Source organism: Enterococcus sp. DIV1537a, assembly GCF_051712085.1.
Classification (GTDB): Bacteria; Bacillota; Bacilli; order Lactobacillales; family Enterococcaceae; genus Enterococcus; species Enterococcus faecalis.
Genome location: NZ_JBIOOE010000001.1, coordinates 888967 through 912835 on the forward strand (window position 1 = coordinate 888967; position 23869 = coordinate 912835).

27 protein-coding genes are annotated in these 23869 nt (G+C 35.7%); 19 read left to right on the forward strand and 8 right to left on the reverse strand.

Translation table 11 applies throughout. The features are described from left to right. The first annotated feature begins 178 nt into the window (after positions 1–178). The 12 genes from emeA (at position 179) to tnpA (IGJ41_RS04530) (ending at position 8142) form a co-directional block, all read left to right on the forward strand. Positions 179–1333: a multidrug efflux MFS transporter EmeA gene (gene emeA / locus IGJ41_RS04475; protein ID WP_173964005.1), complete on the forward strand. Its 1155-nt coding sequence runs from the start codon at positions 179–181 to the stop codon at positions 1331–1333. Between the two features lie 204 nt (positions 1334–1537). Continuing rightward, positions 1538–1993, forward strand: coding sequence for an IS200/IS605 family transposase (gene tnpA, locus IGJ41_RS04480; RefSeq protein WP_002411089.1), 456 nt, complete (start codon positions 1538–1540; stop codon positions 1991–1993). Positions 1994–2210: 217 nt separating this feature from the next. After that, the gene (locus IGJ41_RS04485) at positions 2211–3533 is read left to right on the forward strand and encodes a Y-family DNA polymerase (RefSeq protein ID WP_024797167.1); all 1323 of its coding nucleotides are present in this window, start codon (positions 2211–2213) and stop codon (positions 3531–3533) included. A 4-nt stretch (positions 3534–3537) separates the two neighbouring features. Beyond that, on the forward strand, positions 3538–3927 hold the full coding sequence (locus IGJ41_RS04490) for a hypothetical protein (RefSeq protein ID WP_002358138.1): 390 nt from the start codon (positions 3538–3540) through the stop codon (positions 3925–3927). A gap of 71 nt (positions 3928–3998) precedes the next feature. Then, positions 3999–4196 carry a hypothetical protein gene (locus tag IGJ41_RS04495; RefSeq protein WP_002360617.1) on the forward strand — a complete coding sequence of 66 codons (198 nt, stop codon included), beginning with the start codon at positions 3999–4001 and terminating at the stop codon, positions 4194–4196. Between the two features lie 17 nt (positions 4197–4213). Further along, positions 4214–4519, forward strand: coding sequence for a hypothetical protein (locus IGJ41_RS04500; protein ID WP_002358136.1), 306 nt, complete (start codon positions 4214–4216; stop codon positions 4517–4519). 52 nt (positions 4520–4571) lie between these two features. Beyond that, positions 4572–5003: a universal stress protein gene (locus IGJ41_RS04505; RefSeq protein WP_002391595.1), complete on the forward strand. Its 432-nt coding sequence runs from the start codon at positions 4572–4574 to the stop codon at positions 5001–5003. A gap of 70 nt (positions 5004–5073) precedes the next feature. After that, positions 5074–5316, forward strand: coding sequence for a hypothetical protein (locus tag IGJ41_RS04510; RefSeq protein ID WP_002358134.1), 243 nt, complete (start codon positions 5074–5076; stop codon positions 5314–5316). 369 nt (positions 5317–5685) lie between these two features. Then, positions 5686–6132, forward strand: a complete 447-nt coding sequence (locus tag IGJ41_RS04515) for a GNAT family N-acetyltransferase (protein WP_002390030.1) — start codon at positions 5686–5688, stop codon at positions 6130–6132. A 139-nt stretch (positions 6133–6271) separates the two neighbouring features. After that, a complete protein-coding gene (locus IGJ41_RS04520) occupies positions 6272–6985 on the forward strand; it encodes a DsbA family oxidoreductase (RefSeq protein WP_002365483.1) in 714 nt (237 codons plus the stop codon). A 70-nt stretch (positions 6986–7055) separates the two neighbouring features. Next, complete coding sequence (locus IGJ41_RS04525; protein WP_002358131.1) at positions 7056–7451, forward strand: DUF805 domain-containing protein; 396 nt, start codon at positions 7056–7058, stop codon at positions 7449–7451. A 235-nt stretch (positions 7452–7686) separates the two neighbouring features. Continuing rightward, positions 7687–8142, forward strand: a complete 456-nt coding sequence (tnpA, locus tag IGJ41_RS04530) for an IS200/IS605 family transposase (protein ID WP_002411089.1) — start codon at positions 7687–7689, stop codon at positions 8140–8142. Positions 8143–8369: 227 nt separating this feature from the next. On the opposite strand, the gene IGJ41_RS04535 is transcribed toward tnpA (IGJ41_RS04530), so the two are convergent. Then, on the reverse strand, positions 8370–9791 hold the full coding sequence (locus tag IGJ41_RS04535) for a helix-turn-helix domain-containing protein (RefSeq protein ID WP_002382000.1): 1422 nt from the start codon (positions 9789–9791) through the stop codon (positions 8370–8372). A gap of 174 nt (positions 9792–9965) precedes the next feature. Here IGJ41_RS04535 and ebpA point away from each other — a divergent pair, with 174 nt between their 5' ends. From ebpA to srtC, 4 genes are all read left to right on the forward strand, one after another. Beyond that, entirely contained in the window at positions 9966–13430 is a 3465-nt protein-coding gene (ebpA, locus tag IGJ41_RS04540) for an endocarditis and biofilm-associated pilus tip protein EbpA (RefSeq protein ID WP_173963627.1), read from the forward strand. 3 nt (positions 13431–13433) lie between these two features. Next, the gene (gene ebpB / locus IGJ41_RS04545) at positions 13434–14864 is read left to right on the forward strand and encodes an endocarditis and biofilm-associated pilus minor subunit EbpB (RefSeq protein ID WP_141435690.1); all 1431 of its coding nucleotides are present in this window, start codon (positions 13434–13436) and stop codon (positions 14862–14864) included. Beyond that, on the forward strand, positions 14861–16744 hold the full coding sequence (ebpC, locus tag IGJ41_RS04550) for an endocarditis and biofilm-associated pilus major subunit EbpC (RefSeq protein WP_202524506.1): 1884 nt from the start codon (positions 14861–14863) through the stop codon (positions 16742–16744). Before ebpB ends, ebpC begins: the two co-directional genes overlap by 4 nt. A gap of 234 nt (positions 16745–16978) precedes the next feature. Then, a complete protein-coding gene (srtC, locus tag IGJ41_RS04555) occupies positions 16979–17836 on the forward strand; it encodes an Ebp pilus assembly class C sortase (protein ID WP_438713945.1) in 858 nt (285 codons plus the stop codon). Between the two features lie 21 nt (positions 17837–17857). Here the strand turns inward: srtC and IGJ41_RS04560 are convergent, their stop codons facing one another. Together IGJ41_RS04560 and IGJ41_RS04565 are read right to left on the reverse strand one after the other, a co-directional pair. After that, positions 17858–18136 carry a hypothetical protein gene (locus IGJ41_RS04560; RefSeq protein WP_438713947.1) on the reverse strand — a complete coding sequence of 93 codons (279 nt, stop codon included), beginning with the start codon at positions 18134–18136 and terminating at the stop codon, positions 17858–17860. 13 nt (positions 18137–18149) lie between these two features. After that, positions 18150–18443: a hypothetical protein gene (locus tag IGJ41_RS04565; protein ID WP_002358125.1), complete on the reverse strand. Its 294-nt coding sequence runs from the start codon at positions 18441–18443 to the stop codon at positions 18150–18152. A gap of 195 nt (positions 18444–18638) precedes the next feature. On the opposite strand from IGJ41_RS04565, the gene IGJ41_RS04570 reads away from it, so the two are divergent. The 3 genes from IGJ41_RS04570 (at position 18639) to IGJ41_RS04580 (ending at position 19883) form a co-directional block, all read left to right on the forward strand. Beyond that, positions 18639–18842: a DUF378 domain-containing protein gene (locus IGJ41_RS04570; RefSeq protein ID WP_002381996.1), complete on the forward strand. Its 204-nt coding sequence runs from the start codon at positions 18639–18641 to the stop codon at positions 18840–18842. Positions 18843–19200: 358 nt separating this feature from the next. After that, on the forward strand, positions 19201–19713 hold the full coding sequence (gene entV, locus IGJ41_RS04575; RefSeq protein WP_002358120.1) for an enterococcin EntV: 513 nt from the start codon (positions 19201–19203) through the stop codon (positions 19711–19713). Beyond that, positions 19698–19883 carry a hypothetical protein gene (locus IGJ41_RS04580; protein ID WP_002384733.1) on the forward strand — a complete coding sequence of 62 codons (186 nt, stop codon included), beginning with the start codon at positions 19698–19700 and terminating at the stop codon, positions 19881–19883. The genes entV and IGJ41_RS04580 overlap by 16 nt, the downstream gene beginning before the upstream one ends. A 223-nt stretch (positions 19884–20106) precedes the next feature. Here IGJ41_RS04580 and IGJ41_RS04585 read toward each other — a convergent pair whose 3' ends face one another. The 5 genes from IGJ41_RS04585 to IGJ41_RS04605 form a co-directional block, all read right to left on the reverse strand. Next, positions 20107–21237, reverse strand: a complete 1131-nt coding sequence (locus IGJ41_RS04585; RefSeq protein ID WP_438713949.1) for a tyrosine-type recombinase/integrase — start codon at positions 21235–21237, stop codon at positions 20107–20109. 92 nt (positions 21238–21329) lie between these two features. After that, entirely contained in the window at positions 21330–22253 is a 924-nt protein-coding gene (locus tag IGJ41_RS04590; protein WP_228462995.1) for a hypothetical protein, read from the reverse strand. A 98-nt stretch (positions 22254–22351) separates the two neighbouring features. Next, the gene (locus IGJ41_RS04595; protein WP_002371612.1) at positions 22352–22936 is read right to left on the reverse strand and encodes a hypothetical protein; all 585 of its coding nucleotides are present in this window, start codon (positions 22934–22936) and stop codon (positions 22352–22354) included. Between the two features lie 87 nt (positions 22937–23023). Continuing rightward, positions 23024–23419 (reverse strand): ImmA/IrrE family metallo-endopeptidase, encoded by a 396-nt coding sequence (locus IGJ41_RS04600; RefSeq protein WP_021164535.1) that lies wholly within the window; start codon positions 23417–23419, stop codon positions 23024–23026. Between the two features lie 27 nt (positions 23420–23446). After that, positions 23447–23788 carry a helix-turn-helix domain-containing protein gene (locus IGJ41_RS04605; RefSeq protein ID WP_002396425.1) on the reverse strand — a complete coding sequence of 114 codons (342 nt, stop codon included), beginning with the start codon at positions 23786–23788 and terminating at the stop codon, positions 23447–23449. Between the last annotated feature and the right edge of the window lie 81 nt (positions 23789–23869).

A 23869-nucleotide genomic window follows, 5' to 3' on the forward strand; every position in this document is an offset into this window, starting at 1 on the left:
AAATAACAATTTCCTTTAAAAAAATAAGTAAAAACTAGTGAAATTTTCAGCGAATTAGTGTAAAATGTATCTCAATGACTCAACGAGTGTTTCAGCCGAAACACTGTCAAAGAAAGTACATACAAAGAAACAGAAATAGCCATTTTTGATGGCTGTTTTTTTATGGAGGAGGCAAATTATGACGAAAAAAAATAGTATGATGTACTTAGCAATTTCTAACTTATTTCTTGTTTTTCTAGGCGTAGGCCTAGTCATTCCCGTAATTCCCCAATTAAAAGAAGAAATGCATTTTTCTGGTACCACAATGGGAATGATGATTTCTATTTTTGCGATTGCCCAATTAATCACATCGCCAATCGCAGGTGTCCTTTCGGATAAAATTGGTCGAAAAAAAATGATTGCGACGGGCATGTTGGTTTTTTCAATTTCTGAGTTATTATTTGGTTTAGCCCAAGCGAAAAGCGGTTTTTATATTTCTCGTGGTTTAGGTGGGATTGCCGCCGCTTTATTAATGCCGTCAGTGACAGCTTTTGTGGCAGATATGACCACGATTTCTGAACGTCCGAAAGCGATGGGACTTGTGTCAGCTGCAATTAGTGGTGGTTTTATTATCGGACCAGGAGTTGGTGGTTTTATTGCTTATTTAGGTATTCGCGCCCCGTTTTTTGCAGCCGCATTTTTAGCGTTTATTGGTTTTATTTTGACATTAACTGTTTTGAAGGAGCCAGAGAAACGAATTTTAGCCGCTGTTGAAGCGAAAAAAGGTTCATTTATGGATATTTTAAGAAATCCAATGTTTACCTCATTATTTGTGATTATCTTAATTTCCTCTTTTGGCCTGCAAGCGTTCGAATCTATTTATAGTATTATGGCGACTATTAATTTTGGCTTTACCACAAGTGAAATAGCAATCGTGATTACGGTTAGTGGTATTTTAGCGTTGATTTGTCAGTTGTTTTTCTTTGATGCAATCGTCCAAAAAATAGGTGAAATGGGTTTAATCCAATTAACCTTTTTTGCAAGTGCCATTTTTATTGCCGTGATTGCCTTTACAAAAAATAATTTAGTTGTTGTATTTTCAACGTTTATTGTCTTTTTAGCGTTTGACTTGTTTAGACCAGCAGTAACTACTTATTTATCCAAACATGCTGGAGATCAACAAGGAACCATCAACGGACTAAATTCGACATTTACAAGTTTTGGTAATATTTTAGGACCAATGGCAGCAGGAGCTTTATTTGATATCAATCACTTTTTCCCTTATTATGTTTCAGCAATAATTCTGTTAGGAACGGGCTTTTTATCGTTATTTTTAAATCGAAATAAGATGTAAAAGAAAAAATAAGTATTTGGAATATAAAAATTCCGAATACTTATTTTTTTGATTAATGACTTTAGTCAGTCGAAATCTCTAAAGAGATTTCGACAAAAAAACCACGCGTACTGCGCGTGGAGGCCAGAGCTTTAGCGATAAAAACTCCTTTCGATATAATAGATAAAGGCTACCAACCGTTATCAAATCGAAAGGAGTTTTTGAATGTCGAACGACGATAAAAGTTTAGCACATACTCGTTGGAATTGTAAGTATCATCTTGTGTTTACACCAAAATATAGAAGAAAAGTAATCTATGGTCAATTGAGGCGAGATATAGGGAAAATACTAAGGAAATTGTGTGAGATGAAAGAAGTCGAAATCATTGAAGCGCATGCAATGCCCGACCATATCCATATGTTGGTAAGAATTCCGCCGAAGTTGAGTGTATCAGGTTTTATGGGTTTCTTAAAAGGAAGAAGTGCAGTAATCATTCATGAACGTCATGCGAATTTAAAATACAATTATGGAAATCGATCCTTTTGGTCAAAAGGCTATTATGTGAGCACTGTAGGATTGAACCAAAAAACGATAGCTAAGTATATACGAGAACAAGAAGCAGAAGATCGAGTAAGGGATAGTATAAACAAAAGAGAGTATAAAGATCCATTTAGGAAGTAACAACTAGATAAGAATAGAATGGTAGCGGTTGGCAGTCTCTAAAAAAAGCTCCCTTAAAGGGAGCAGCAGGTAGCGAGCCCTTCTAGGGCTATTAAAAAGCCACCCGCTATGCGGGTGGATATTTACCACCGACCGTTCTTGAAAAAAACAAAAAAATAAACAGTGTTCGCTTGATTAATCGAACGTTTGTTCGTATAATGATTTTGCAAGTGAGGTGATGTTTGTGAAATTTGATTATGAAAAAGAACCTAGTCGCGATATTCTTTGTATTGATTGCAAAAGTTTTTACGCTAGTGTAGAATGCGCAGAACGTGGGTTAGATCCGTTGAAAACGATGTTGGTAGTGATGAGTAATGCCGAAAATGCGGGGGGATTAGTTTTATCAGCATCGCCAATGGCAAAAAAAGTTTTAGGTGTTTCAAATGTTACGCGTAAAAATCAAGTGCCCGCTCATCCTGATTTATATGTGGTTCCGCCACGAATGAATTTGTACATGAAAAAAAATCAAGAAATCAATAATTTATATAAAAAGTTCGTCGCAGATGAAGATCATTCTGTGTTTAGTGTAGATGAATCATTTCTTGATGTAACGGCTTCTTTAAGTTATTTTCATTGTGAAACCGCCTATAAGATGGCTCGGATTATCCAAAGAGTCGTTTATAATCATGTGGGTATTTATGTGACCGTTGGGATAGGGGACAATCCGTTACTGGCTAAATTGGCGTTGGACAATGGCGCCAAACATTCGCCAGATTTTATTGCAGAATGGCGGTATGATCGTGTACCAGATACTGTCTGGCAGTTGCCTTCTTTGACAGATTTTTGTGGGATTGGTCGCAGAATGGCTAAACGACTGAATCGCATAGGAATTGATTCTGTATATGAGTTAGCGCAAGCGAATCCGCATCTTTTACAAGAAACATTTGGCGTGATGGGGCTTCAATTATATGCTCATTCATGGGGGATTGATCGTACCTTTTTAGGGAAAAAAGCGCAACATAAAGCTGAAAAATCATTTGGGAATAGTCAGATTTTACCGAGAGATTATGCGCGAAGAGATCAGATTGAACTAGTCTTAAAGGAACTGACAGAACAAGTGGCTGCTCGTTTAAGAAAAGCGCATTGTCAAACGGAATGTATCACAGTCTACGTTGGTTATTCCAAAGGTCAAATTGACTGCGAAGGACGAACTGGTTGGCGAAAACAACAAACGATTCCTGCAACAAACAATACAAAAGTTTTGATTACCTATGTATTAGCCCTTTTTAGAGAACATTATCTAGCGGGAACCGATGTCCGGCAATTAGGGCTTTCTTATGGGAAATTAGTTTGGAATGAATCTTTACAATTAGATTTATTTTCGGAACCAGAAGAGCAAATTAGTGAAATGGAGTTAAACTATCTGATTGATAAAATCCGACAAAAATTTGGCTTTCAAGCTTTAATTCACGCCTCTTCTTTGTTGGAAGGGGCGACGGCAATTCATCGTTCAGGATTAGTCGGTGGACATGCTGGAGGAAATGTCGGTTTAGGAGGATAACATCATGAAACGAACAAAAAAAGAATTTACACCTTATAATGAGTACCATGATCGGCCCTTTGAACTGAAATGGGCGACCGCTTTTGCATTGGGGGAGTTACAAGAAGGAATCGAAGCTTCTGACGAATATTCTAAGAGAGCGTTTGAACGCTTACCGCAACAGACAACAGAAGAAATTGAAGAATACTTAGAGCAGTCTTTAAAAAATAACCAGGTTTTAGAAATCCAATTGAATACATTGGATGATTTTGGCCGTGTTCAACCGCCAATTGTTGGTGTTTTTGAAGGGATGAGTTCAATGGAGTATGCAAAAGTTGGACATACACATATTTTATTTGAAGAGATTCGGCATATTAAAAGTCATGAGTTTACAAAGTGGTCGAGCCTTGATTAAAAAACTATTGTTATACGTGCGTTTTGTGAAAACATATGAGATAATGTTCATAGGTAATAGAAATAAAAATTATGGAGGTGGCTAGGATGGGACATCATTTAAAAGGACACCATGGCAAAAAAACAAATGCAAATGGCGGCTTTTTAACAAAGTTATTGGCTGGTGGTGCCTTAGTGGGCGTAGGAAAAAAGTTATACGACAATCGTGAAAAAATTAAAGAGCTGTTAAGTGACGACAAAGAAAAAAGCAACGACACTGAAAACAAATAAAGGACTGGATTGACGGAATGGTAAAAGATGCAGCGTATATTATTGAAGAGATTACCACGATTTTAGAGGGAACCTATTTTGTGATAACCAAGAAAGCGAATAAGCGCCGCATGTGTTTACATGTTTCGGATACCGCGAAAGAATTTTTACGTTGTCGACTGGAGTATGAAACATTCTTAGAGCAACAGTTTGATTATGCCACAATGTTTTTAGAAACATGTACGGAAGATGTTTCTGTTGAAATTCAAACGGGACTACTTGAAGAAACAAATTATCAAGCATTAACCGTGGAAAAATTACAACAGATAGCCACTAAAATGTAACACAGCTGTTGTGTTAGTTTTGATTCTTAATTTGGTTAAGGAGGCGGATAAAATGTCAGTATATCAACATATTTTGGTTGCTCTTGATGGCTCAGATCAATCTGAAAAAGCTTTTCATGAAGCTGTCAGGATTGCCAAAGAGGAACAAGCCACTCTTTATTTAGCTACAATTATTAATGATGCTGAATTTACGACGAGTCCATTTTCTTTTGAAGAATTGTATGATTTAGAAAAACACAAGTCAGAAGAGATGCTCACTGAAAAGGCAAAACAAGCGAGTGAAATTGGTGTAAAAACAGTCAAAAAAATTGTTGAGCTTGGGAGCCCAAAACGTTATCTTGCCAACACGATTTCTGAAAATTATGCCATAGATTTAATTGTGCTAGGTGCCACGGGAAGAGGTGCTATTCAACGAACCTTGATTGGTTCTACTACAGATTATGTGGTTAACCATGCTTTGTGCAATGTCTTAGTCGTTCGCTAATTGTGAGTAAATAATCAAGGGAACAATGTTTTATCGGGACGTTTTTTTAAATTAAACGAGAGGTGAGTTTATGAAAACAAAAATCGGAAAAACAGTTATCTTGTCAGCGTTTTTATTCACAAGTTTCCTTTTACTGAGTGGTTGTACCTCGGCTGGCGAAGAGATGGAAAAAACAATTGATCGACAGAAAGAAAAAGTCGATAAAACGGTCGATAAGCAGAAACATAAAAATGAAAATTCCATGGAAAGTTATGACGAAAAAGTTGACCGTTCTTTAGATAGTCAAGAAGACAAAATCGATACTACTGAGTAACGGGAAAGTTTTCAACTATCGGCTAGTAAATAAATAATATACAAAAGGGAGCATCCACTGCAGTTATTTCTCACAGCGGATCCTCTCTTTTGTGGTTAAAAAGAAAAAGTTAACTGCTCCCCAACAGTTAACTTTTAATCATGTTGCACATAGTTAAAACACTCTATATATCATTTATATCATTTGAAACGGGTAGTGTAAAAAGAAATCTCTTGAAAAGAGTCTCCATTTATAGGGAAGATTTCCCATAAAAAAGAGAAACGTATAATCACAGAGATTTAGAGAAAGCAAAGGGAAATAAGTATGTTAAAATAAGAAGCAAGAAAGAATACAAGTATGCAGAAAATAACAACTAATTAGGTGAAAATAATGGAAATACATTTTGAAAAAGTAACAAGCGATAATCGTAAAGCAGTGGAAAACCTACAAGTTTTCGCTGAACAACAAACCTTCATTGAATCAATGGCAGAAAATCTAAAAGAATCGGACCAATTTCCAGAATGGGAATCGGCAGGTATTTATGACGGCAATCAATTAATCGGCTATGCCATGTATGGACGTTGGCAAGATGGGCGCGTTTGGCTAGACCGCTTTTTAATTGATCAACGGTTCCAAGGACAAGGTTATGGGAAAGCAGCCTGTCGACTTTTAATGTTAATGCTAATAGAAAAATACCAAACAAACAAGCTATACTTGAGTGTTTATGATACGAACAGCTCAGCAATTCGGTTGTATCAACAACTTGGTTTTGTATTTAATGGTGAATTAGATACGAATGGTGAGCGGGTAATGGAATGGACATATCAGAATAAGTAGATAGAACAGGTGAGACAAAAGCCACAGCGCATTTTGTTTCACCTTTTTCTTTTAATTGGCTTCATTTGTTTACTTTTAGTAAGTAAAATGGTAAATTTAGTTCAATCTGTTTTGAAAAAAGAGTTACTGGAGGGTAAGGATGAAAATAGAATTTTTCCATGATGTTATTTGTAGTTTTTGTTTTCCAATGTCTGACCGCATGCATGAGATTCAACAAGAATTTCCTGAAATTGAATTGATTCATCGGTCGTTTGCGTTGGGATGGTCAGCAAACGATTTTGAAACAATGTTTGGCTCACGATCAGCAGTAAAAGAAGAAGTTTTGACGCATTGGGTGCATGCCAATCAAAACGATTCAAAGCATCGTTTTAATATTGAAGGGATGAGGAAGCAACGATTTGATTTTCCAACATCAAAGAATGCATTATTAGCAGCAAAAGCAGCTGGATACATTGGCAACCAAGACACTTATTGGTTACTGTTTGATAAGTTACAAGAAGGTTTATTTATGAGAAGTTTAAATATTGAAGAGCCAGAAGTAATTGAGGAGCTAGTAAAAGAGACAACGATTGATTTTGCTTTATGGAAAGAAGCTGTTGCTTCCGAGGCTGTTTGGACGGCGGTTCAAGAAGATTTTGCGCTAGCTTCTGCTTATGGTTTACAAGGAGTTCCCGCACTAATCATTAATCAAAAATATTTAATTAATGGTGCAGTACCGAAACAGCAAATCAGCCAAACTATTCAAAAAATTCTCGCAGAAGAAAAACAACAGCAACCGTTAGTTTCATTGACTCCTTCTTCTGAAGAGTCAGCTTCGTGTGAGTTTAAGGAAGGCACATGGACGTGTCATTAAACAGCATAAAATAACGTTATTCTTTGACAAAACGAAAGACTTCTGTAATAGTTAATGCGGGGGTGATAATATGTTTAACGCGTATAGAGAATACTGGAATAATATTACAACAATGAATGCGTCAGCAACACGAGCACAATATTGGTGGCCACAATTAATTAATTATTTGGTGTTAGGGATTTATTCAGCAATTACGGGCGTTTACAGATATATTGAAGTAACACCCAATGATGGAACAATCATTAAAGAATGGAATACTGTGACCATTATCTTTTTCTTGCTGACTGCTTTAATTTGGTTGGCAAACTTTACTGTTCGAGCAAGAAGATTGCATGATCGCGACCACAGTAACTGGTGGATTTTATTCTATTTACTTCCTTTTATCGGTACTTTAGTGATCTTCATTACATTAATTTTGCCAAGTAAAAGTCACACAAGATGGCCAGTGAATCAATCAGAAATTTAATTTGCTGGTTTCGTTTAGCTGATTATCTTAAGAGTGAAAATAGGACATAAGTCATTTCGACTTATGTCCTATTTTCTTTTTTATTAATGACTTTAGTCAGTCGAAATCTCTAAAGAGATTTCGACAAAAAAACCACGCGTACTGCGCGTGGAGGCCAGAGCTTTAGCGATAAAAACTCCTTTCGATATAATAGATAAAGGCTACCAACCGTTATCAAATCGAAAGGAGTTTTTGAATGTCGAACGACGATAAAAGTTTAGCACATACTCGTTGGAATTGTAAGTATCATCTTGTGTTTACACCAAAATATAGAAGAAAAGTAATCTATGGTCAATTGAGGCGAGATATAGGGAAAATACTAAGGAAATTGTGTGAGATGAAAGAAGTCGAAATCATTGAAGCGCATGCAATGCCCGACCATATCCATATGTTGGTAAGAATTCCGCCGAAGTTGAGTGTATCAGGTTTTATGGGTTTCTTAAAAGGAAGAAGTGCAGTAATCATTCATGAACGTCATGCGAATTTAAAATACAATTATGGAAATCGATCCTTTTGGTCAAAAGGCTATTATGTGAGCACTGTAGGATTGAACCAAAAAACGATAGCTAAGTATATACGAGAACAAGAAGCAGAAGATCGAGTAAGGGATAGTATAAACAAAAGAGAGTATAAAGATCCATTTAGGAAGTAACAACTAGATAAGAATAGAATGGTAGCGGTTGGCAGTCTCTAAAAAAAGCTCCCTTAAAGGGAGCAGCAGGTAGCGAGCCCTTCTAGGGCTATTAAAAAGCCACCCGCTATGCGGGTGGATATTTACTTCAGAAAAATAAAAATATCTTCTGTATGATGGCACCTCACATTACGTGGTTCTTGATAAAAGGGCTATCTTTTTGGTAGATAGGGAAAACCATTAAGACGTTAAAAGTTTAATAAATCGAGCAATTCTCTTTTGTTAGAAAATAAGATAGCATCATTAATTAAAATACTTGGAACACTGGTTTCAATAATTGGTTGATTGGTAATAATCAAGTCAAATTCTTCGAGTCGATGGTCACCTAATTGTTCTTCCGTAATTGCTAACGTATTTGAACGAATCCGATGCAAAGCTAAAATATCGTGGACATAGTTTCCAATATATTGACTATGATTCAGGCCCATGTCGCTAATAATCAAAATCTTTTTTGAGTCGAAACTCTGGTTAATTTCTGGAAAAGTATTAAGCAACCAAAAAATATAAGAAGATGAATAGTTTAATAGATTTGTTTCTAAAAGAGCGGAAAAGAAATGCAATTCTGCTTTTAATCGTGCATATAAGTGAAGCTGAGTAAAATGAATTTGTCGAGTGAAAAAGGTGGCCCTTTGTGTCAATTCGGAGGTGTCAAAAGGCACTAATTGAGAAAACAAATAAAGACAGGTTAACAAGTGAACAGCGAAGTCGACGACTTCTTCTGTTAATTGTTCAATCTGTGAAAAAGCATTAAATTTTAAATTTTCACGTATTCTTTGACTGATGACTTCTTGGTCTTCGGAGTAGTATTGCTGAAAAGCGCCTCTTTGAAAATATCGGAGAACTTCCCGATAGGTTTCACGGCTGAGCCCAGTAAAATGACGACTGAGTAAAAGATAATCTTCCATTTTAATCGGACTCTTTTTATCTGTTTTTTTCTGGAAACGTTGTTGAAATCCTTGATGCTCTCTTAATAAATCAACAATAAAATACATAATAAAGAAATCGTGTTCATAACTGTTATCCATACTAATAATATTTAATTGGCATTGATTACGACGCATTAATTGTTTGATTTCCTGCTTATCTAATTGATAAGGCAATTCATAATGACCATAATACATTAAAAAGAAAAAGGTTGTAAAAATACGTAAAGGCAATTCTTCTGTTTGGCTAGTTAATTGATAGCCTTGATCAACGATAACGCGAAGAGAGTAAGTTTCCAAGACCTGATTACACTGCTTCAATTTTCGAGCAAAAGAAGAGCGACTAATATTGATGGTATCGCAATAATATTCGATGGTTTTGCCAGGATTTTGGATAAATTCATGGAGCAATTGGGTGGTCGTTGACGTTTTTGCCATATCCGTCAGTACGTTTAAATATAAGGACACATTAAAGTTTTCTAAACGATAGCCTAATTTATGCGATGTTTTAATGGTTAAACTTTCGCCCCAACGCTGTTTAATCTCCTCAATATAACGAATAAAAGTAGACTCAGAACTACCAATATATTTTGCAAGTTCTTTTTTAGTCATCCATTTATCAGAAATGGATAAGACACGAATGATTTCTTCCATTTTCCGATAATTTTTTTCTAAAAACCTAATCATATTGTTTCCTCCCAAGTCCTTTACTTTAATGAAACAATCATCGAAACAATAACGCAATTTCAGAAATGAAACCGCTTGGTATGAAAGCTGGTGTGATTTAATGAGCTCCTTCTCTGTATAATAATTATCAGATTAGAATAATGAAATTTTACGTGCTAGGCAATTCTAATTTAACTGTTAATTCATAAAAGAAAGGAGAGAACAGACATTAAATTACTAAAGAAATTTGGGGTTTTCGGCGTAGTCTTTTTACTTGTCTCATCCTATTTCATACCGCTCATTGGCTATGCAGAAACAGCCAAAGAAGTTGAAATTACATCCGCTCAAATGATAACAGATGAGAATGATAAAACGAATATTAATATCGAGTTAAATCTTCTCAACCAAACAGAGCAGCCATTACAACGAGAAATTCAATTGAAAAATGCACAGTTCATGGATACTGCTGTAATTGAAAAAGACGGATATTCTTACCAAGTGACTAATGGTACGCTTTATCTGACTTTGGACGCACAAGTAAAAAAGCCGGTACAGCTTTCGTTAGCTGTTGAGCAAAGTTCGCTTCAAACAGCTCAGCCACCTAAGTTATTGTATGAAAACAACGAATATGATGTTTCAGTTACTTCTGAAAAAATAACAGTAGAGGATTCTGCTAAAGAATCAACTGAACCAGAAAAAATAACTGTACCAGAAAATACGAAAGAAACTAACAAAAATGATTCGGCTCCAGAAAAAACAGAACAGCCGACCGCAACAGAAGAGGTAACCAATCCATTTGCAGAAGCAAGAATGGCGCCAGCCACTTTGAGAGCGAATCTGGCACTACCTTTAATTGCACCACAATACACGACGGATAATTCTGGTACTTATCCGACAGCTAATTGGCAGCCCACAGGCAATCAAAATGTGTTAAACCATCAAGGGAATAAAGACGGTGGTACACAATGGGATGGTCAAACGAGTTGGAATGGGGACCCTACTAATCGCACAAATTCTTATATTGAGTATGGCGGTACAGGAGACCAAGCTGATTATGCCATCCGAAAATATGCTAGAGAAACAACAACACCAGGGCTTTTTGATGTATATCTTAATGTGCGTGGAAATGTTCAAAAAGAAATCACGCCATTGGATTTGGTCTTAGTCGTTGACTGGTCCGGAAGTATGAATGAAAACAATCGGATTGGTGAAGTTCAAAAAGGAGTGAACCGTTTTGTTGATACATTGGCAGATAGCGGTATTACCAATAACATCAACATGGGCTATGTTGGCTACTCAAGTGACGGTTATAATAACAACGCCATTCAAATGGGGCCGTTTGATACAGTCAAAAATCCAATTAAAAATATTACGCCAAGTAGCACTAGAGGAGGAACTTTCACTCAAAAAGCATTAAGAGATGCTGGTGATATGTTAGCAACGCCAAATGGACATAAGAAAGTCATTGTACTTTTAACGGATGGCGTCCCAACCTTCTCTTATAAAGTGAGTCGAGTTCAAACAGAGGCGGATGGTCGCTTTTACGGGACACAATTTACGAATCGACAAGACCAACCAGGTAGCACTTCTTATATCTCTGGTAGCTATAATGCGCCAGATCAAAACAATATCAATAAACGAATTAACAGTACGTTTATCGCCACGATAGGTGAGGCAATGGCCTTAAAACAACGTGGGATTGAAATACATGGATTGGGCATTCAATTGCAAAGCGATCCACGAGCTAATTTATCTAAACAACAAGTTGAAGATAAAATGCGCGAGATGGTGTCAGCCGATGAAAATGGAGACCTTTATTATGAATCCGCGGATTATGCACCAGACATTTCTGATTATTTAGCGAAAAAAGCCGTTCAGATTTCAGGAACGGTTGTAAACGGAAAAGTAGTTGATCCAATTGCTGAACCTTTTAAATACGAGCCAAATACATTATCAATGAAAAGTGTGGGTCCTGTTCAGGTTCAAACATTACCAGAAGTGTCGCTAACAGGCACTACAATTAATAGTAATGAGATTTATTTGGGTAAAGGGCAAGAAATTCAAATTCATTATCAAGTACGTATTCAAACAGAGTCAGAAAACTTCAAACCTGATTTTTGGTATCAAATGAATGGTCGGACAACGTTTCAGCCATTAGCCACGGCCCCTGAAAAAGTTGATTTTGGGGTTCCTTCTGGAAAAGCACCTGGCGTGAAGTTAGACGTGAAAAAAATCTGGGAAGAGTATGATCAAGACCCAACAAGTCGGCCAGATAATGTGATTTATGAAATTAGTAGAAAGCAAGTAACTGACACAGCCAACTGGCAAACTGGGTATATTAAATTATCAAAACCAGAAAATGATACCAGCAATAGTTGGGAGCGCAAAAATGTAACCCAACTTTCCAAAACCGCGGATGAAAGCTATCAAGAAGTTCTTGGGCTTCCCCAATACAATAATCAAGGACAAGCTTTCAATTATCAAACAACCCGTGAATTAGCAGTTCCTGGTTACAGTCAAGAAAAAATCGACGATACTACTTGGAAAAACACGAAGCAGTTCAAGCCATTAGATTTAAAAGTAATCAAAAATTCTTCCTCAGGTGAGAAAAACTTAGTGGGAGCCGTCTTTGAATTGAGTGGTAAAAATGTTCAGACAACATTAGTGGACAATAAAGATGGTAGCTATTCCTTGCCAAAAGATGTGCGCCTACAAAAAGGGGAACGCTATACATTAACTGAAGTAAAAGCACCTGCAGGACATGAGTTAGGCAAGAAAACGACTTGGCAAATTGAGGTGAGTGAGCAAGGCAAAGTAAGCATCGATGGACAAGAAGTGACCACCACAAATCAAGTTATTCCATTGGAAATTGAAAATAAATTTTCTTCTTTGCCAATCAGAATTAGAAAATACACCATGCAAAATGGCAAACAAGTGAACTTAGCAGAGGCGACTTTTGCGTTGCAAAGAAAAAATGCTCAAGGAAGTTACCAAACTGTGACAACTCAAAAAACAGATACTGCAGGATTGAGCTATTTTAAAATTAGTGAACCTGGTGAGTATCGAATGGTGGAACAATCAGGACCATTAGGCTACGACACTCTTGCTGGAAATTATGAATTTACTGTTGATAAATATGGGGAAATTCACTATGCAGGCAAAAATATTGAAGAAAATGCGCCAGAATGGACACTGACACATCAAAATCATTTGAAACCTTTTGACTTAACGGTTCATAAAAAAGCCGATAATCAGACGCCACTTAAAGGAGCGAAATTCCGTTTAACAGGACCAGATACGGATATTGAATTACCAAAAGATGGCAAAGAAACGGATACTTTTGTTTTTGAAAACTTAAAACCAGGGAAATATGTCCTAACAGAAACCTTTACGCCAGAAGGATATCAGGGGTTAAAAGAACCAATCGAATTAATAATTCGCGAAGATGGTTCAGTCACGATAGATGGGGAAAAAGTAGCAGATGTTTTAATTTCTGGAGAGAAGAATAATCAAATTACTTTAGATGTTACTAACCAAGCAAAGGTTCCTTTACCTGAAACTGGTGGCATAGGACGCTTGTGGTTTTACTTGATAGCGATTAGTACATTCGTGATAGCGGGTGTTTATCTCTTTATTAGACGACCAGAAGGGAGTGTGTAATCAATGAAAAACGCACGTTGGTTAAGTATTTGCGTCATGCTACTCGCTCTTTTCGGGTTTTCACAGCAAGCATTAGCAGAAGCATCGCAAGCAAGCGTTCAAGTTACGTTGCACAAATTATTGTTCCCTGATGGTCAATTACCAGAACAGCAGCAAAACACAGGGGAAGAGGGAACGCTGCTTCAAAATTATCGGGGCTTAAATGACGTCACTTATCAAGTCTATGATGTGACGGATCCGTTTTATCAGCTTCGTTCTGAAGGAAAAACGGTCCAAGAAGCACAGCGTCAATTAGCAGAAACCGGTGCAACAAATAGAAAACCGATCGCAGAAGATAAAACACAGACAATAAATGGAGAAGATGGAGTGGTTTCTTTTTCATTAGCTAGCAAAGATTCGCAGCAACGAGATAAAGCCTATTTATTTGTTGAAGCGGAAGCACCAGAAGTGGTAAAGGAAAAAGCTAGCAACCTAGTAGTGATTTTGCCTGTTCAAGATCCACAAGGGCAATCGTTAACGCATATTCATTTATATCCAAAAAATGAAGAAAATGCCTATGACTTACCACCACTTGAAAAAACGGTACTCGATAAGCAACAAGGCTTTAATCAAGGAGAGCACATTAACTATCAGTTAACGACTCAGATTCCAGCGAATATTTTAGGATATCAGGAATTCCGTTTGTCAGATAAGGCGGATACAACGTTGACACTTTTACCAGAATCAATTGAGGTAAAAGTGGCTGGAAAAACAGTTACTACAGGTTACACACTGACGACGCAAAAGCATGGATTTACGCTTGATTTTTCAATTAAAGACTTACAAAACTTTGCAAATCAAACAATGACTGTGTCGTATCAAATGCGTTTAGAAAAGACCGCTGAACCTGACACTGCGATTAACAACGAAGGACAATTAGTCACGGACAAACATACCTTGACTAAAAGAGCCACAGTTCGTACAGGCGGCAAGTCTTTTGTCAAAGTTGATAGTGAAAATGCGAAAATCACCTTGCCAGAGGCTGTTTTTATCGTCAAAAATCAAGCGGGGGAATACCTCAATGAAACAGCAAACGGGTATCGTTGGCAAAAAGAAAAAGCATTAGCTAAAAAATTCACGTCTAATCAAGCCGGTGAATTTTCAGTTAAAGGTTTAAAAGATGGCCAGTACTTCTTGGAAGAAATCTCTGCACCAAAAGGTTATCTTCTGAATCAAACAGAAATTCCTTTTACGGTGGAAAAAAATTCTTACGCAACGAACGGACAACGAACAGCACCGTTACATGTAATCAATAAAAAAGTAAAAGAGTCAGGCTTCTTACCAAAAACAAATGAAGAACGTTCTATTTGGTTGACGATTGCAGGCCTGCTAATCATTGGGATGGTAGTCATTTGGCTATTTTATCAAAAACAAAAAAGAGGAGAGAGAAAATGAAGCAATTAAAAAAAGTTTGGTACACCGTTAGTACCTTGTTACTAATTTTGCCACTTTTCACGAGTGTATTAGGGACAACAACTGCATTTGCAGAAGAAAATGGGGAGAGCGCACAGCTCGTGATTCACAAAAAGAAAATGACGGATTTACCAGATCCGCTTATTCAAAATAGCGGGAAAGAAATGAGCGAGTTTGATAAATATCAAGGACTGGCAGATGTGACGTTTAGTATTTATAACGTGACGAGCGAATTTTACGAGCAACGAGCAGCAGGCGCAAGCGTCGATGCAGCTAAACAAGCTGTCCAAAGTTTAACTCCTGGGAAACCTGTTGCTCAAGGAACCACCGATGCAAATGGGAATGTCACTGTTCAGTTACCTAAAAAACAAAATGGTAAAGATGCAGTGTATACCATTAAAGAAGAACCAAAAGAGGGTGTAGTTGCTGCTACGAATATGGTGGTGGCGTTCCCAGTTTACGAAATGATCAAGCAAGCAGATGGTTCCTATAAATATGGAACAGAAGAATTAGCGGTTGTTCATATTTATCCTAAAAATGTGGTAGCCAATGATGGTAGTTTACATGTGAAAAAAGTAGGAACTGCTGAAAATGATAGATTAAATGGCGCAGAATTTGTTATTTCCAAAAGCGAAGGCTCACCAGGCACAGTAAAATATATCCAAGGAGTCAAAGATGGATTATATACATGGACAACGGATAAAGAACAAGCAAAACGCTTTATTACTGGGAAAAGTTATGAAATTGGCGAAAATGATTTCACAGAAGCAGAGAATGGAACGGGAGAATTAACAGTTAAAAATCTTGAGGTTGGTTCGTATATTTTAGAAGAAGTAAAAGCTCCAAATAATGCAGAATTAATTGAAAATCAAACAAAAACACCATTTACAATTGAAGCAAACAATCAAACACCTGTTGAAAAAACAGTCAAAAATGATACCTCTAAAGTTGATAAAACAATACCAAACTTAGATGGTAAAGATGTGGCAATTGGAGAAAAAATTAAATATCAAATTTCTGTAAATATTCCATTGGGGATTGCAGACAAAGAAGGCGACGCTAATAAATACGTCAAATTCAATTTAGTTGATAAACATGATGCAGCCTTAACTTTTGATAACGTGACTTCTGGAGAGTATGCCTATGCGTTATATGATGGGGATACAGTGATTGCTCCTGAAAATTATCAAGTGACTGAACAAGCAAATGGCTTCACTGTCGCCGTTAATCCAGCGTATATTCCTACGCTAACACCAGGCGGCACACTAAAATTCGTTTACTTTATGCATTTAAATGAAAAAGCAGATCCTACGAAAGGCTTTAAAAATGAGGCGAATGTTGATAACGGCCATACCGACGACCAAACACCACCAACTGTTGAAGTTGTGACAGGTGGGAAACGTTTCATTAAAGTCGATGGCGATGTGACAGCGACACAAGCCTTGGCGGGAGCTTCCTTTGTCGTCCGTGATCAAAACAGCGACACAGCAAATTATTTGAAAATCGATGAAACAACGAAAGCAGCAACTTGGGTGAAAACAAAAGCTGAAGCAACTACTTTTACAACAACGGCTGATGGATTAGTTGATATCACAGGGCTTAAATACGGTACCTATTATTTAGAAGAAACTGTAGCTCCTGATGATTATGTCTTGTTAACAAATCGGATTGAATTTGTGGTCAATGAACAATCATATGGCACAACAGAAAACCTAGTTTCACCAGAAAAAGTACCAAACAAACACAAAGGTACCTTACCTTCAACAGGTGGCAAAGGAATCTACGTTTACTTAGGAAGTGGCGCAGTCTTGCTACTTATTGCAGGAGTCTACTTTGCTAGACGTAGAAAAGAAAATGCTTAATTTCTAGCATCACCGAAGAAATTTTTAGAAAAACAAAGAGGTCGGAACAGAAGTGTTTAGCTCCGAGAACTCTCAAGGACAAAACTGCGACGAGTCTTTGACGAGAAAACACCTTAGAAGTTGTTGAGATCGGAGCAACGCGTAGCGTTGATTCTGTTTCCGCCGTTTATCAGTTTTTAAGCCTGGGCCAATCACTGTCCCAGGCTTTCATGCTTTATTTTTAAGGAGGAAGCAATGAAGTCAAAAAAGAAACGTCATATCATTGATGGTTTTATGATTCTTTTACTGATTATTGGAATAGGTGCATTTGCGTATCCTTTTGTTAGCGATGCATTAAATAACTATCTGGATCAACAAATTATCGCTCATTATCAAGCAAAAGCAAGCCAAGAAAACACCAAAGAAATGGCTGAACTTCAAGAAAAAATGGAAAAGAAAAACCAAGAATTAGCGAAAAAAGGCAGCAATCCTGGATTAGATCCTTTTTCTGAAACGCAAAAAACAACGAAAAAACCAGACAAATCCTATTTTGAAAGTCATACGATTGGTGTTTTAACCATTCCAAAAATAAATGTCCGTTTACCAATTTTTGATAAAACGAATGCATTGCTATTGGAAAAAGGAAGCTCCTTGTTAGAAGGAACCTCCTATCCTACAGGTAGTGCGAATACACATGCGGTCATTTCAGGCCATCGTGGTCTCCCTCAAGCCAAATTATTTACAGATTTGCCAGAATTAAAAAAAGGCGATGAATTTTATATCGAAGTCAATGGGAAGACACTTGCTTATCAAGTAGATCAAATAAAAACCGTTGAACCAACTGATACAAAAGATTTACACATTGAGTCTGGCCAAGATCTCGTCACTTTATTAACTTGCACACCGTATATGATAAACAGTCATCGGTTATTAGTTCGAGGACATCGTATCACATATCAACCAGAAAAAGCAGCAGCGGGGATGAAAAAAGTGGTACAACAACAAAATTTACTATTATGGACATTACTTTTAATTGCCTGTGCGTTAATTATTAGCGGCTTCATTATCTGGTACAAGCGACGGAAAAAGACGACCAGAAAGCATGGAAATTAACGATTCGTATAATAAAAGTGACTATGTTTTTATTTTTTTAAACCCTTTACGTAGTAAATCAATGACCAAACCTAAGCAAAAATAAGTACAAAAATGAAGCCCAGAAGAAATCAACATTCTGGTTGTTAAAGGCTGCTGGGAATAATAAGTATCCAGCACAGGCGTTTGGTGAATAATAGAAAAAACTAGAAAATCTGTAAGGGCCAATAGAAATCCCTTACTATCATATCCAGAAAACCAAAGTAGTATGACGAAAAGGCTAAACATACTAAAAAAAAGAGTAAAAAAATAGCTTTTCAATTTTTAATCCTCCTTATCGTGCATAATTGAACCAGAGAAACAGAAGTATTAACGAAATAACTAAAAGAGCAAGCCCTGAATAAAAAGCGACAAAGGGCCAATCAATCGACTGTTTAAATTCCTGCCAAGTTTGGATTTTTCTGTTTTTTTTCGCGCTATCCTCAAGCGTGAGTAAATAATTCAATAGTAAGAGGAGCAGCAACACCGTGAAATCATTTGTGGTAAAAAGCACATGTAAAAATAGAATGACAAAGACAACACGGGATAACACTCGATTCCGCAAAATTAAAAATAACTTAGCACGCATAATAAACCACCATTTCTTATCAGAGATAATGAATCTGTTTTTGTCTACTCTTTAGTTATATCATAAAATTCTTAATAATGAAAAAATGATTCGAGAAAATAATTGAAAAAAAGTTTTTTTCCTGAATCATTATTTTCGTAAATAAAGAATAAACGTGTTACTCTTGGCTTATCAAATTTGGAAGGAGTGTTAAAAATGAAATATCTGGATATTATTGCTTTAATTTTATTGATTGTCGGAGGTTTAAACTGGTTATTAGTTGGTGCATTTAATTTTGATTTAGTTGCAACAATTAGTGGCGGTGCAACCACACCATTAGCAAAAATTATCTATATTATTGTCGGAATTTGTGCGATTTATTCTATTAAGTTTTTAGCTCCTTTGTTCCGCGAACCATAGGATTGATTTAAAAGATTTAGATAACGTGAAGTTATTTTGACTTAGCAATTGAGAGTTTCCTTGAAAAAGGGGACTCTTTTTTTATTTTCTATATTCGTTTCAGAAGGTTTAGACAAGCTCAAAAAATATTTCAAGAGAGCTGCGTTGTTTTCAAAATAGAACCTAGCATTACCTCGAACGTACCTCAAATAACCTGTGTCTTTTTTTGAATCATTAGTTCAAATTGATGTGATCACTAGTGAGAAAAATCAGCTCTAGGATATATAGGAAAATATAAGCATCAAATAGGGATTTTGATGATAAATTATCTTTTTCCTTGTTATGATTATAACAAGGAAAAGAAAGTAGGGATTTATTTATGGAATTACAGGTGACAAAAAAGGCTAAATTTTTTTGTTTGGCGATGGCATTACTAATGACATTAGGCATTTTTATCAGCGCTGGAACAAGTGTTTATGCATCTGACCAGCTAGAGGATTCAGAAGTTGAGGCTGTAGCAAAAGGACTGGAAGAAATGTATGCGAATGGAGTGACGGAAGATAACTTTAAAAACTATGTCAAAAATAATTTTGCTCAGCAAGAGATTTCTTCAGTTGAGGAAGAGTTAAATGTAAATATTTCTGATGCTTCAACAGTAGTTCAAGCACGTTTTAATTGGAATGCATTAGGAAGTTGCGTTGCTAACAAAATCAAAGATGAGTTTTTTGCAATGATTAGTATCAGTGCAATTGTAAAAGCTGCACAAAAGAAAGCCTGGAAAGAATTAGCAGTGACTGTATTACGCTTCGCTAAAGCCAATGGTTTAAAGACGAATGCTATTATTGTAGCTGGACAACTAGCTTTATGGGCAGTTCAATGTGGGCTAAGCTAATGAATTTAAAAGATCATGTTACGGAAATAGTAATTACTTTTATCATCGCTTTTGTGTATACTTGGATAGATTCAGGAGAAATTGAAATCTTAAAAACTCTTTTGATAACAATAATATTTTTAGCCATGTTCTATGCAATACCCAAAATCACCAATAGAAAAAGAAAATGAAGTGGTTTTAGAAAGATAATGTGGTAGGAAGTGTAAGAGGAGGTAACGAGCCTTCTCTTGCTTATAGAAAAAAAGAGCAAAAACCTTTATTTTATAAGGTTTTTGCTCTTTTTTGTTTTTCTCTACTTTTCTAAAAATGGAGACGGCGGTCGTAAAACCTAGCTTGTAAATGCTGGTTTTATGGCTGTTTTTAACTGCTTGATGCAAAAATAATGCAAAAAAATTATACATACATTTGTTTCATCACTTCATTAACAGCATTACTTTCTTTTTGTTCCATCTCGTCTAAAATGTGTTGATAGGTTTGTAAAGTGGTTACAATGTCCTTATGTCCAAGGCGACGAGATACATATTTTATATTTATTCCTTTATACAACATTATTGAAGCATGGGTATGCCTTAAACCATGACAAGTCAATTCTTTTGTACCGATCTTTCTACAGAATTTACGAAGGACTTTATTTACAGCTGTATTCGATACAAGTTCCATATTGTCATTCAAAAATACTAAATTATTTTCGTTGCGTAGACCAGATTTTAAATAATATTCTTTTTGATGTAACTGTAATTTCTTTAATAAATCGAGCGTATCATCATCAATAGTGATTATTCTTTTTGATTGATAATTTTTCGTATTAGAGAATGTATTTGTATATTTATAGTCCCATGTTTTATTTACTTTTACAGTTTTATTCTTGAAGTCGATACAGTCCCAAGTCATGCCTATAATTTCTGAAAAACGACAACCAGTCGCAATACCAAACAGAATAATAAATCGAGAAGTATAAGTGGGTTTTATACCTTCTAATATTTCGTGAACTAGATGGATAGACTCTTGATAATTCAAATATTTCAATTCTTCGTGCTTAGGATTCTTTTTGCCTATAGCTTGTACTCGATAGGTAGGGTCTCTATGAATAATGCCTTCTTCCAAAGCATCTTTAAGAGCAGCTCGCATATACGTATGATGTTTTTTTACTGAAGCTGTAGCGTGTGTTTCCCCATAGTCATTCAGGGCCTTTTGATATTCTTGTCGAGTCAATTCTTTTAATTTTGTATCAGAAAAATATCTCTCACTAAAATCAACAGCCCGACGAATATCACCGTCATTGTCTTGTGATAACTTTCCTTTCCTGTAAACTTCAAACCAGTTTCGAAAATACTCATGAAATAATTTTTCGCCTTCTTTTAGTGAGTATCCTTTAGAATACCTAGCTTCAATTTCTGATGCTGCCAATTGCGCTTCTTTTTTTGTTGAAAACCCATTGCCGCTTTTTGTTTTATATCGGCCATCTTTATCTTTATAAGAGACTCGAAATTGCCATCCGCTTTTCAATTTTTTTATACTTGCCATTGTATCACCTCCAATACTTTATCGAAGTATTATGCATTTTTTATACTTTATATATTATGATATAAAAGTGTATTCATTGGTAAAGGAGAAAATTATTTTTCAAAATAGTTTAAAGCTAAATTGAAAATCTCTTGGTAGATTAGTTTAGTATCTTGTCGAATGACTCTGCCTTTATTTGCATGTGAAGCAAGATTTCTGAAATCAGCTGCTAGCATTATACGTCGTTTATCCCTTCTGTTAATAACTTTAGTTTTACGTAAGCGGCCAGTTAATTCTCCAAGTTCAGTAGTTTCATTTTCAGAAACAGGTGAATTTTCAAGTTCTAAAATACGTTTTATTAAAGTTTCCATAGCTGTTCCTGCTGTAGCAGTTGCTGCAAGATAAAGAGAATGATCATATGCTGCTAAACTCTCATTTATCGCATATTCAAAATCAGAATCGTTAACCATTTTAATTATTGGATCGAAATCTAAATCTGAGTATGCATATTTAAAAGCATCCTTGGCATAATAAGAAGAAGGTAAATTTATATGACCTATAAATTTTCTAGCATCAGTCAGAAGTTTCTCTCTAGCCATATAACCTAACCATTCTTTTTGAATATCGATATATTCCTCTACCGAAGTATCTCCCCATGCACCACTCAAGTAATTGTCGAAAAAATTTGAAATAAGATATATATTTTGTATCCCAAACTCTTTGTTTAAAACAAAAGAGATGAAATCATGAGATCCGGAAAAGTGTTTAAAATCAGAATAATATGAGTTGGGTAATTCCCAAACATCATGTATAATACCAGTTCCTAAATTCAAGATAACAAAAAAGTTACTTGTAAGTATTCTTTGATCAGTCTTTACCAAATAAATATCAAGTCCTTTTAAATTTGCAAGCGGAAAAGCTTCGGGATTTTCTTTATAAGCTTCAGGATAGAGCAATAGCAGTCGTTCAACATACTCTTGTGAAAATGCCGGAATAATTTTTTTAATAAATTCCTTCTGTTCCATTTCGTTTAACAAATGATCACCTCATGATAAGTTACGTTATATGTTTTAATGTATAACTAAAGCCCCTAACATGAATCGAACATGCTAGAACTCACCAGAGAGGGGGATACTTATTGCTTCCACATGCCGTCCCCGAATGTAACAACATATGGTCCAGAACCTTTTGAAGAAAAGTAAAAAGTTATATTAGCTTTCATTCCGGCAGCTATATCATTAGGTATGTTATTTTGATAAGTGCTAGCATCAAAATCAGCTAATTCTGAATTGTTATCATACATAGCAAAATTTTGAACATTAAAACTGATAGGTGAACTAGTGGTATTCTCTACAACTGCTTTTACTTCCACTGGATGTTCACCATCTTTTGGTTCATGCAATTGGTGGTTAGGAGCATCTTCAGCAGAAATTACTGTGATTTTCTCACCACTACCAAACGTTCCAGATTCATTAAATTTCAAAGTATTGGATGAACCAGTACTATTTTCATCTGATTTGCTAGAATCGGAAGTTCCAAAAGCATCTAGTATTTCATCAAGCTGACTAGCTTTTGTGCTTAATTTTTTATTTTCCTCTTTTAAACTTGATACAGTTGTTTTTAATTTATTTACTTCTGCCGTGTTATTATTAGTTGATGAACACCCAGCTAAAATGGCAAAAGATATTAGTGATACCCCAAACAATTTACCTATTTTCATTTTTAAAATTCCTCATTTCTGTTATAATATTTTTATCAGCTAAATCTCGAAATGAGGTTGAAGTCCGTGTCCCCACGCGGGCTTTTTTTATGCAAAATTAATTCTTCGTAGTTTATTAAACAAAAGAGTTCTTATACACTCTTCATAACGTGCATCAATATCAGCATCTTCTATAAAACGCATATAGTTAACTTGTTCAACAGTTAAACCAGTTTTAGACATATAATCATCTAAGAGATTGTCAATCATGAATACATCAGCTTCATGCTCCATTTTAGAATGTAAAGAAAAAGCTAAATTATATAATTGGTAGTTATGTTGATGTTCGCTAGCGTGGCCTAATTCATGAAGAAGGGTTTTTCTTTTATTCCATTCGTCCAAAGAATCTTTTAAAACGATGGTATTTATCGACGCAATATAATGTCCATCTGCATCTAAATCCTCTTTTTCTAAGATGATTACACCTAACTCTTTAACAATCATTTCAATTTGTTTCCTCAACAACAACACCTACTTATTTTTCTTCTCCAAATACGCTTCAATAATGCCTGACAAAATTTCTCTATCATTTTCAGTCAGCGGTTTTCCGTCACTACTCATAACAGATGATAAAGCTTCTTCGACTGTTAGTTGATTTTTGTCGACTGGATTGGGGTTTTCAGTTCTACCAAGTAAATAGTCTACAGACACGTTAAAATAGTCAGCTAATTCTTTTAATTTTTCAGCCGATGGCTGTTTGCCACTTTTTAGACTATAGAAATAGTTTTCACTATATCCTAAATCTAATGTTACTTGTTTCATAGTTTTTGATCGATTTTTTGCAAGTGTTTTGACACGTTCAAATACTGTCATATCAGCATTCTCCTTAAATTCTTACAAAAAACAATAAAAAAGTGTAGTTTTTTATTTACAAATACAACACTATAGTGTATA

Excerpts from the sequence above, each read along its gene's own strand:
- IGJ41_RS04520 (WP_002365483.1), top strand. The coding sequence starts at position 6,272 with ATGAAAATAGAATTTTTCCATGATGTTATTTGTAGTTTTTGTTTTCCA.
- ebpC (WP_202524506.1), top strand. The coding sequence starts at position 14,861 with ATGAAGCAATTAAAAAAAGTTTGGTACACCGTTAGTACCTTGTTACTA.
- IGJ41_RS04485 (WP_024797167.1), top strand. The coding sequence starts at position 2,211 with ATGTTTGTGAAATTTGATTATGAAAAAGAACCTAGTCGCGATATTCTT.
- entV (WP_002358120.1), top strand. The coding sequence starts at position 19,201 with ATGGAATTACAGGTGACAAAAAAGGCTAAATTTTTTTGTTTGGCGATG.
- emeA (WP_173964005.1), top strand. The coding sequence starts at position 179 with ATGACGAAAAAAAATAGTATGATGTACTTAGCAATTTCTAACTTATTT.
- IGJ41_RS04595 (WP_002371612.1), bottom strand. The coding sequence starts at position 22,936 with ATGAAAATAGGTAAATTGTTTGGGGTATCACTAATATCTTTTGCCATT.
- ebpB (WP_141435690.1), top strand. The coding sequence starts at position 13,434 with ATGAAAAACGCACGTTGGTTAAGTATTTGCGTCATGCTACTCGCTCTT.
- IGJ41_RS04525 (WP_002358131.1), top strand. The coding sequence starts at position 7,056 with ATGTTTAACGCGTATAGAGAATACTGGAATAATATTACAACAATGAAT.
- IGJ41_RS04565 (WP_002358125.1), bottom strand. The coding sequence starts at position 18,443 with ATGCGTGCTAAGTTATTTTTAATTTTGCGGAATCGAGTGTTATCCCGT.
- IGJ41_RS04600 (WP_021164535.1), bottom strand. The coding sequence starts at position 23,419 with ATGATTGTTAAAGAGTTAGGTGTAATCATCTTAGAAAAAGAGGATTTA.
- IGJ41_RS04605 (WP_002396425.1), bottom strand. The coding sequence starts at position 23,788 with ATGACAGTATTTGAACGTGTCAAAACACTTGCAAAAAATCGATCAAAA.
- IGJ41_RS04505 (WP_002391595.1), top strand. The coding sequence starts at position 4,572 with ATGTCAGTATATCAACATATTTTGGTTGCTCTTGATGGCTCAGATCAA.
- IGJ41_RS04570 (WP_002381996.1), top strand. The coding sequence starts at position 18,639 with ATGAAATATCTGGATATTATTGCTTTAATTTTATTGATTGTCGGAGGT.
- IGJ41_RS04515 (WP_002390030.1), top strand. The coding sequence starts at position 5,686 with ATGGAAATACATTTTGAAAAAGTAACAAGCGATAATCGTAAAGCAGTG.
- tnpA (WP_002411089.1), top strand. The coding sequence starts at position 7,687 with ATGTCGAACGACGATAAAAGTTTAGCACATACTCGTTGGAATTGTAAG.
- tnpA (WP_002411089.1), top strand. The coding sequence starts at position 1,538 with ATGTCGAACGACGATAAAAGTTTAGCACATACTCGTTGGAATTGTAAG.
- IGJ41_RS04500 (WP_002358136.1), top strand. The coding sequence starts at position 4,214 with ATGGTAAAAGATGCAGCGTATATTATTGAAGAGATTACCACGATTTTA.
- IGJ41_RS04490 (WP_002358138.1), top strand. The coding sequence starts at position 3,538 with ATGAAACGAACAAAAAAAGAATTTACACCTTATAATGAGTACCATGAT.
- IGJ41_RS04580 (WP_002384733.1), top strand. The coding sequence starts at position 19,698 with ATGTGGGCTAAGCTAATGAATTTAAAAGATCATGTTACGGAAATAGTA.
- IGJ41_RS04510 (WP_002358134.1), top strand. The coding sequence starts at position 5,074 with ATGAAAACAAAAATCGGAAAAACAGTTATCTTGTCAGCGTTTTTATTC.
- IGJ41_RS04495 (WP_002360617.1), top strand. The coding sequence starts at position 3,999 with ATGGAGGTGGCTAGGATGGGACATCATTTAAAAGGACACCATGGCAAA.
- IGJ41_RS04585 (WP_438713949.1), bottom strand. The coding sequence starts at position 21,237 with ATGGCAAGTATAAAAAAATTGAAAAGCGGATGGCAATTTCGAGTCTCT.
- IGJ41_RS04535 (WP_002382000.1), bottom strand. The coding sequence starts at position 9,791 with ATGATTAGGTTTTTAGAAAAAAATTATCGGAAAATGGAAGAAATCATT.
- srtC (WP_438713945.1), top strand. The coding sequence starts at position 16,979 with ATGAAGTCAAAAAAGAAACGTCATATCATTGATGGTTTTATGATTCTT.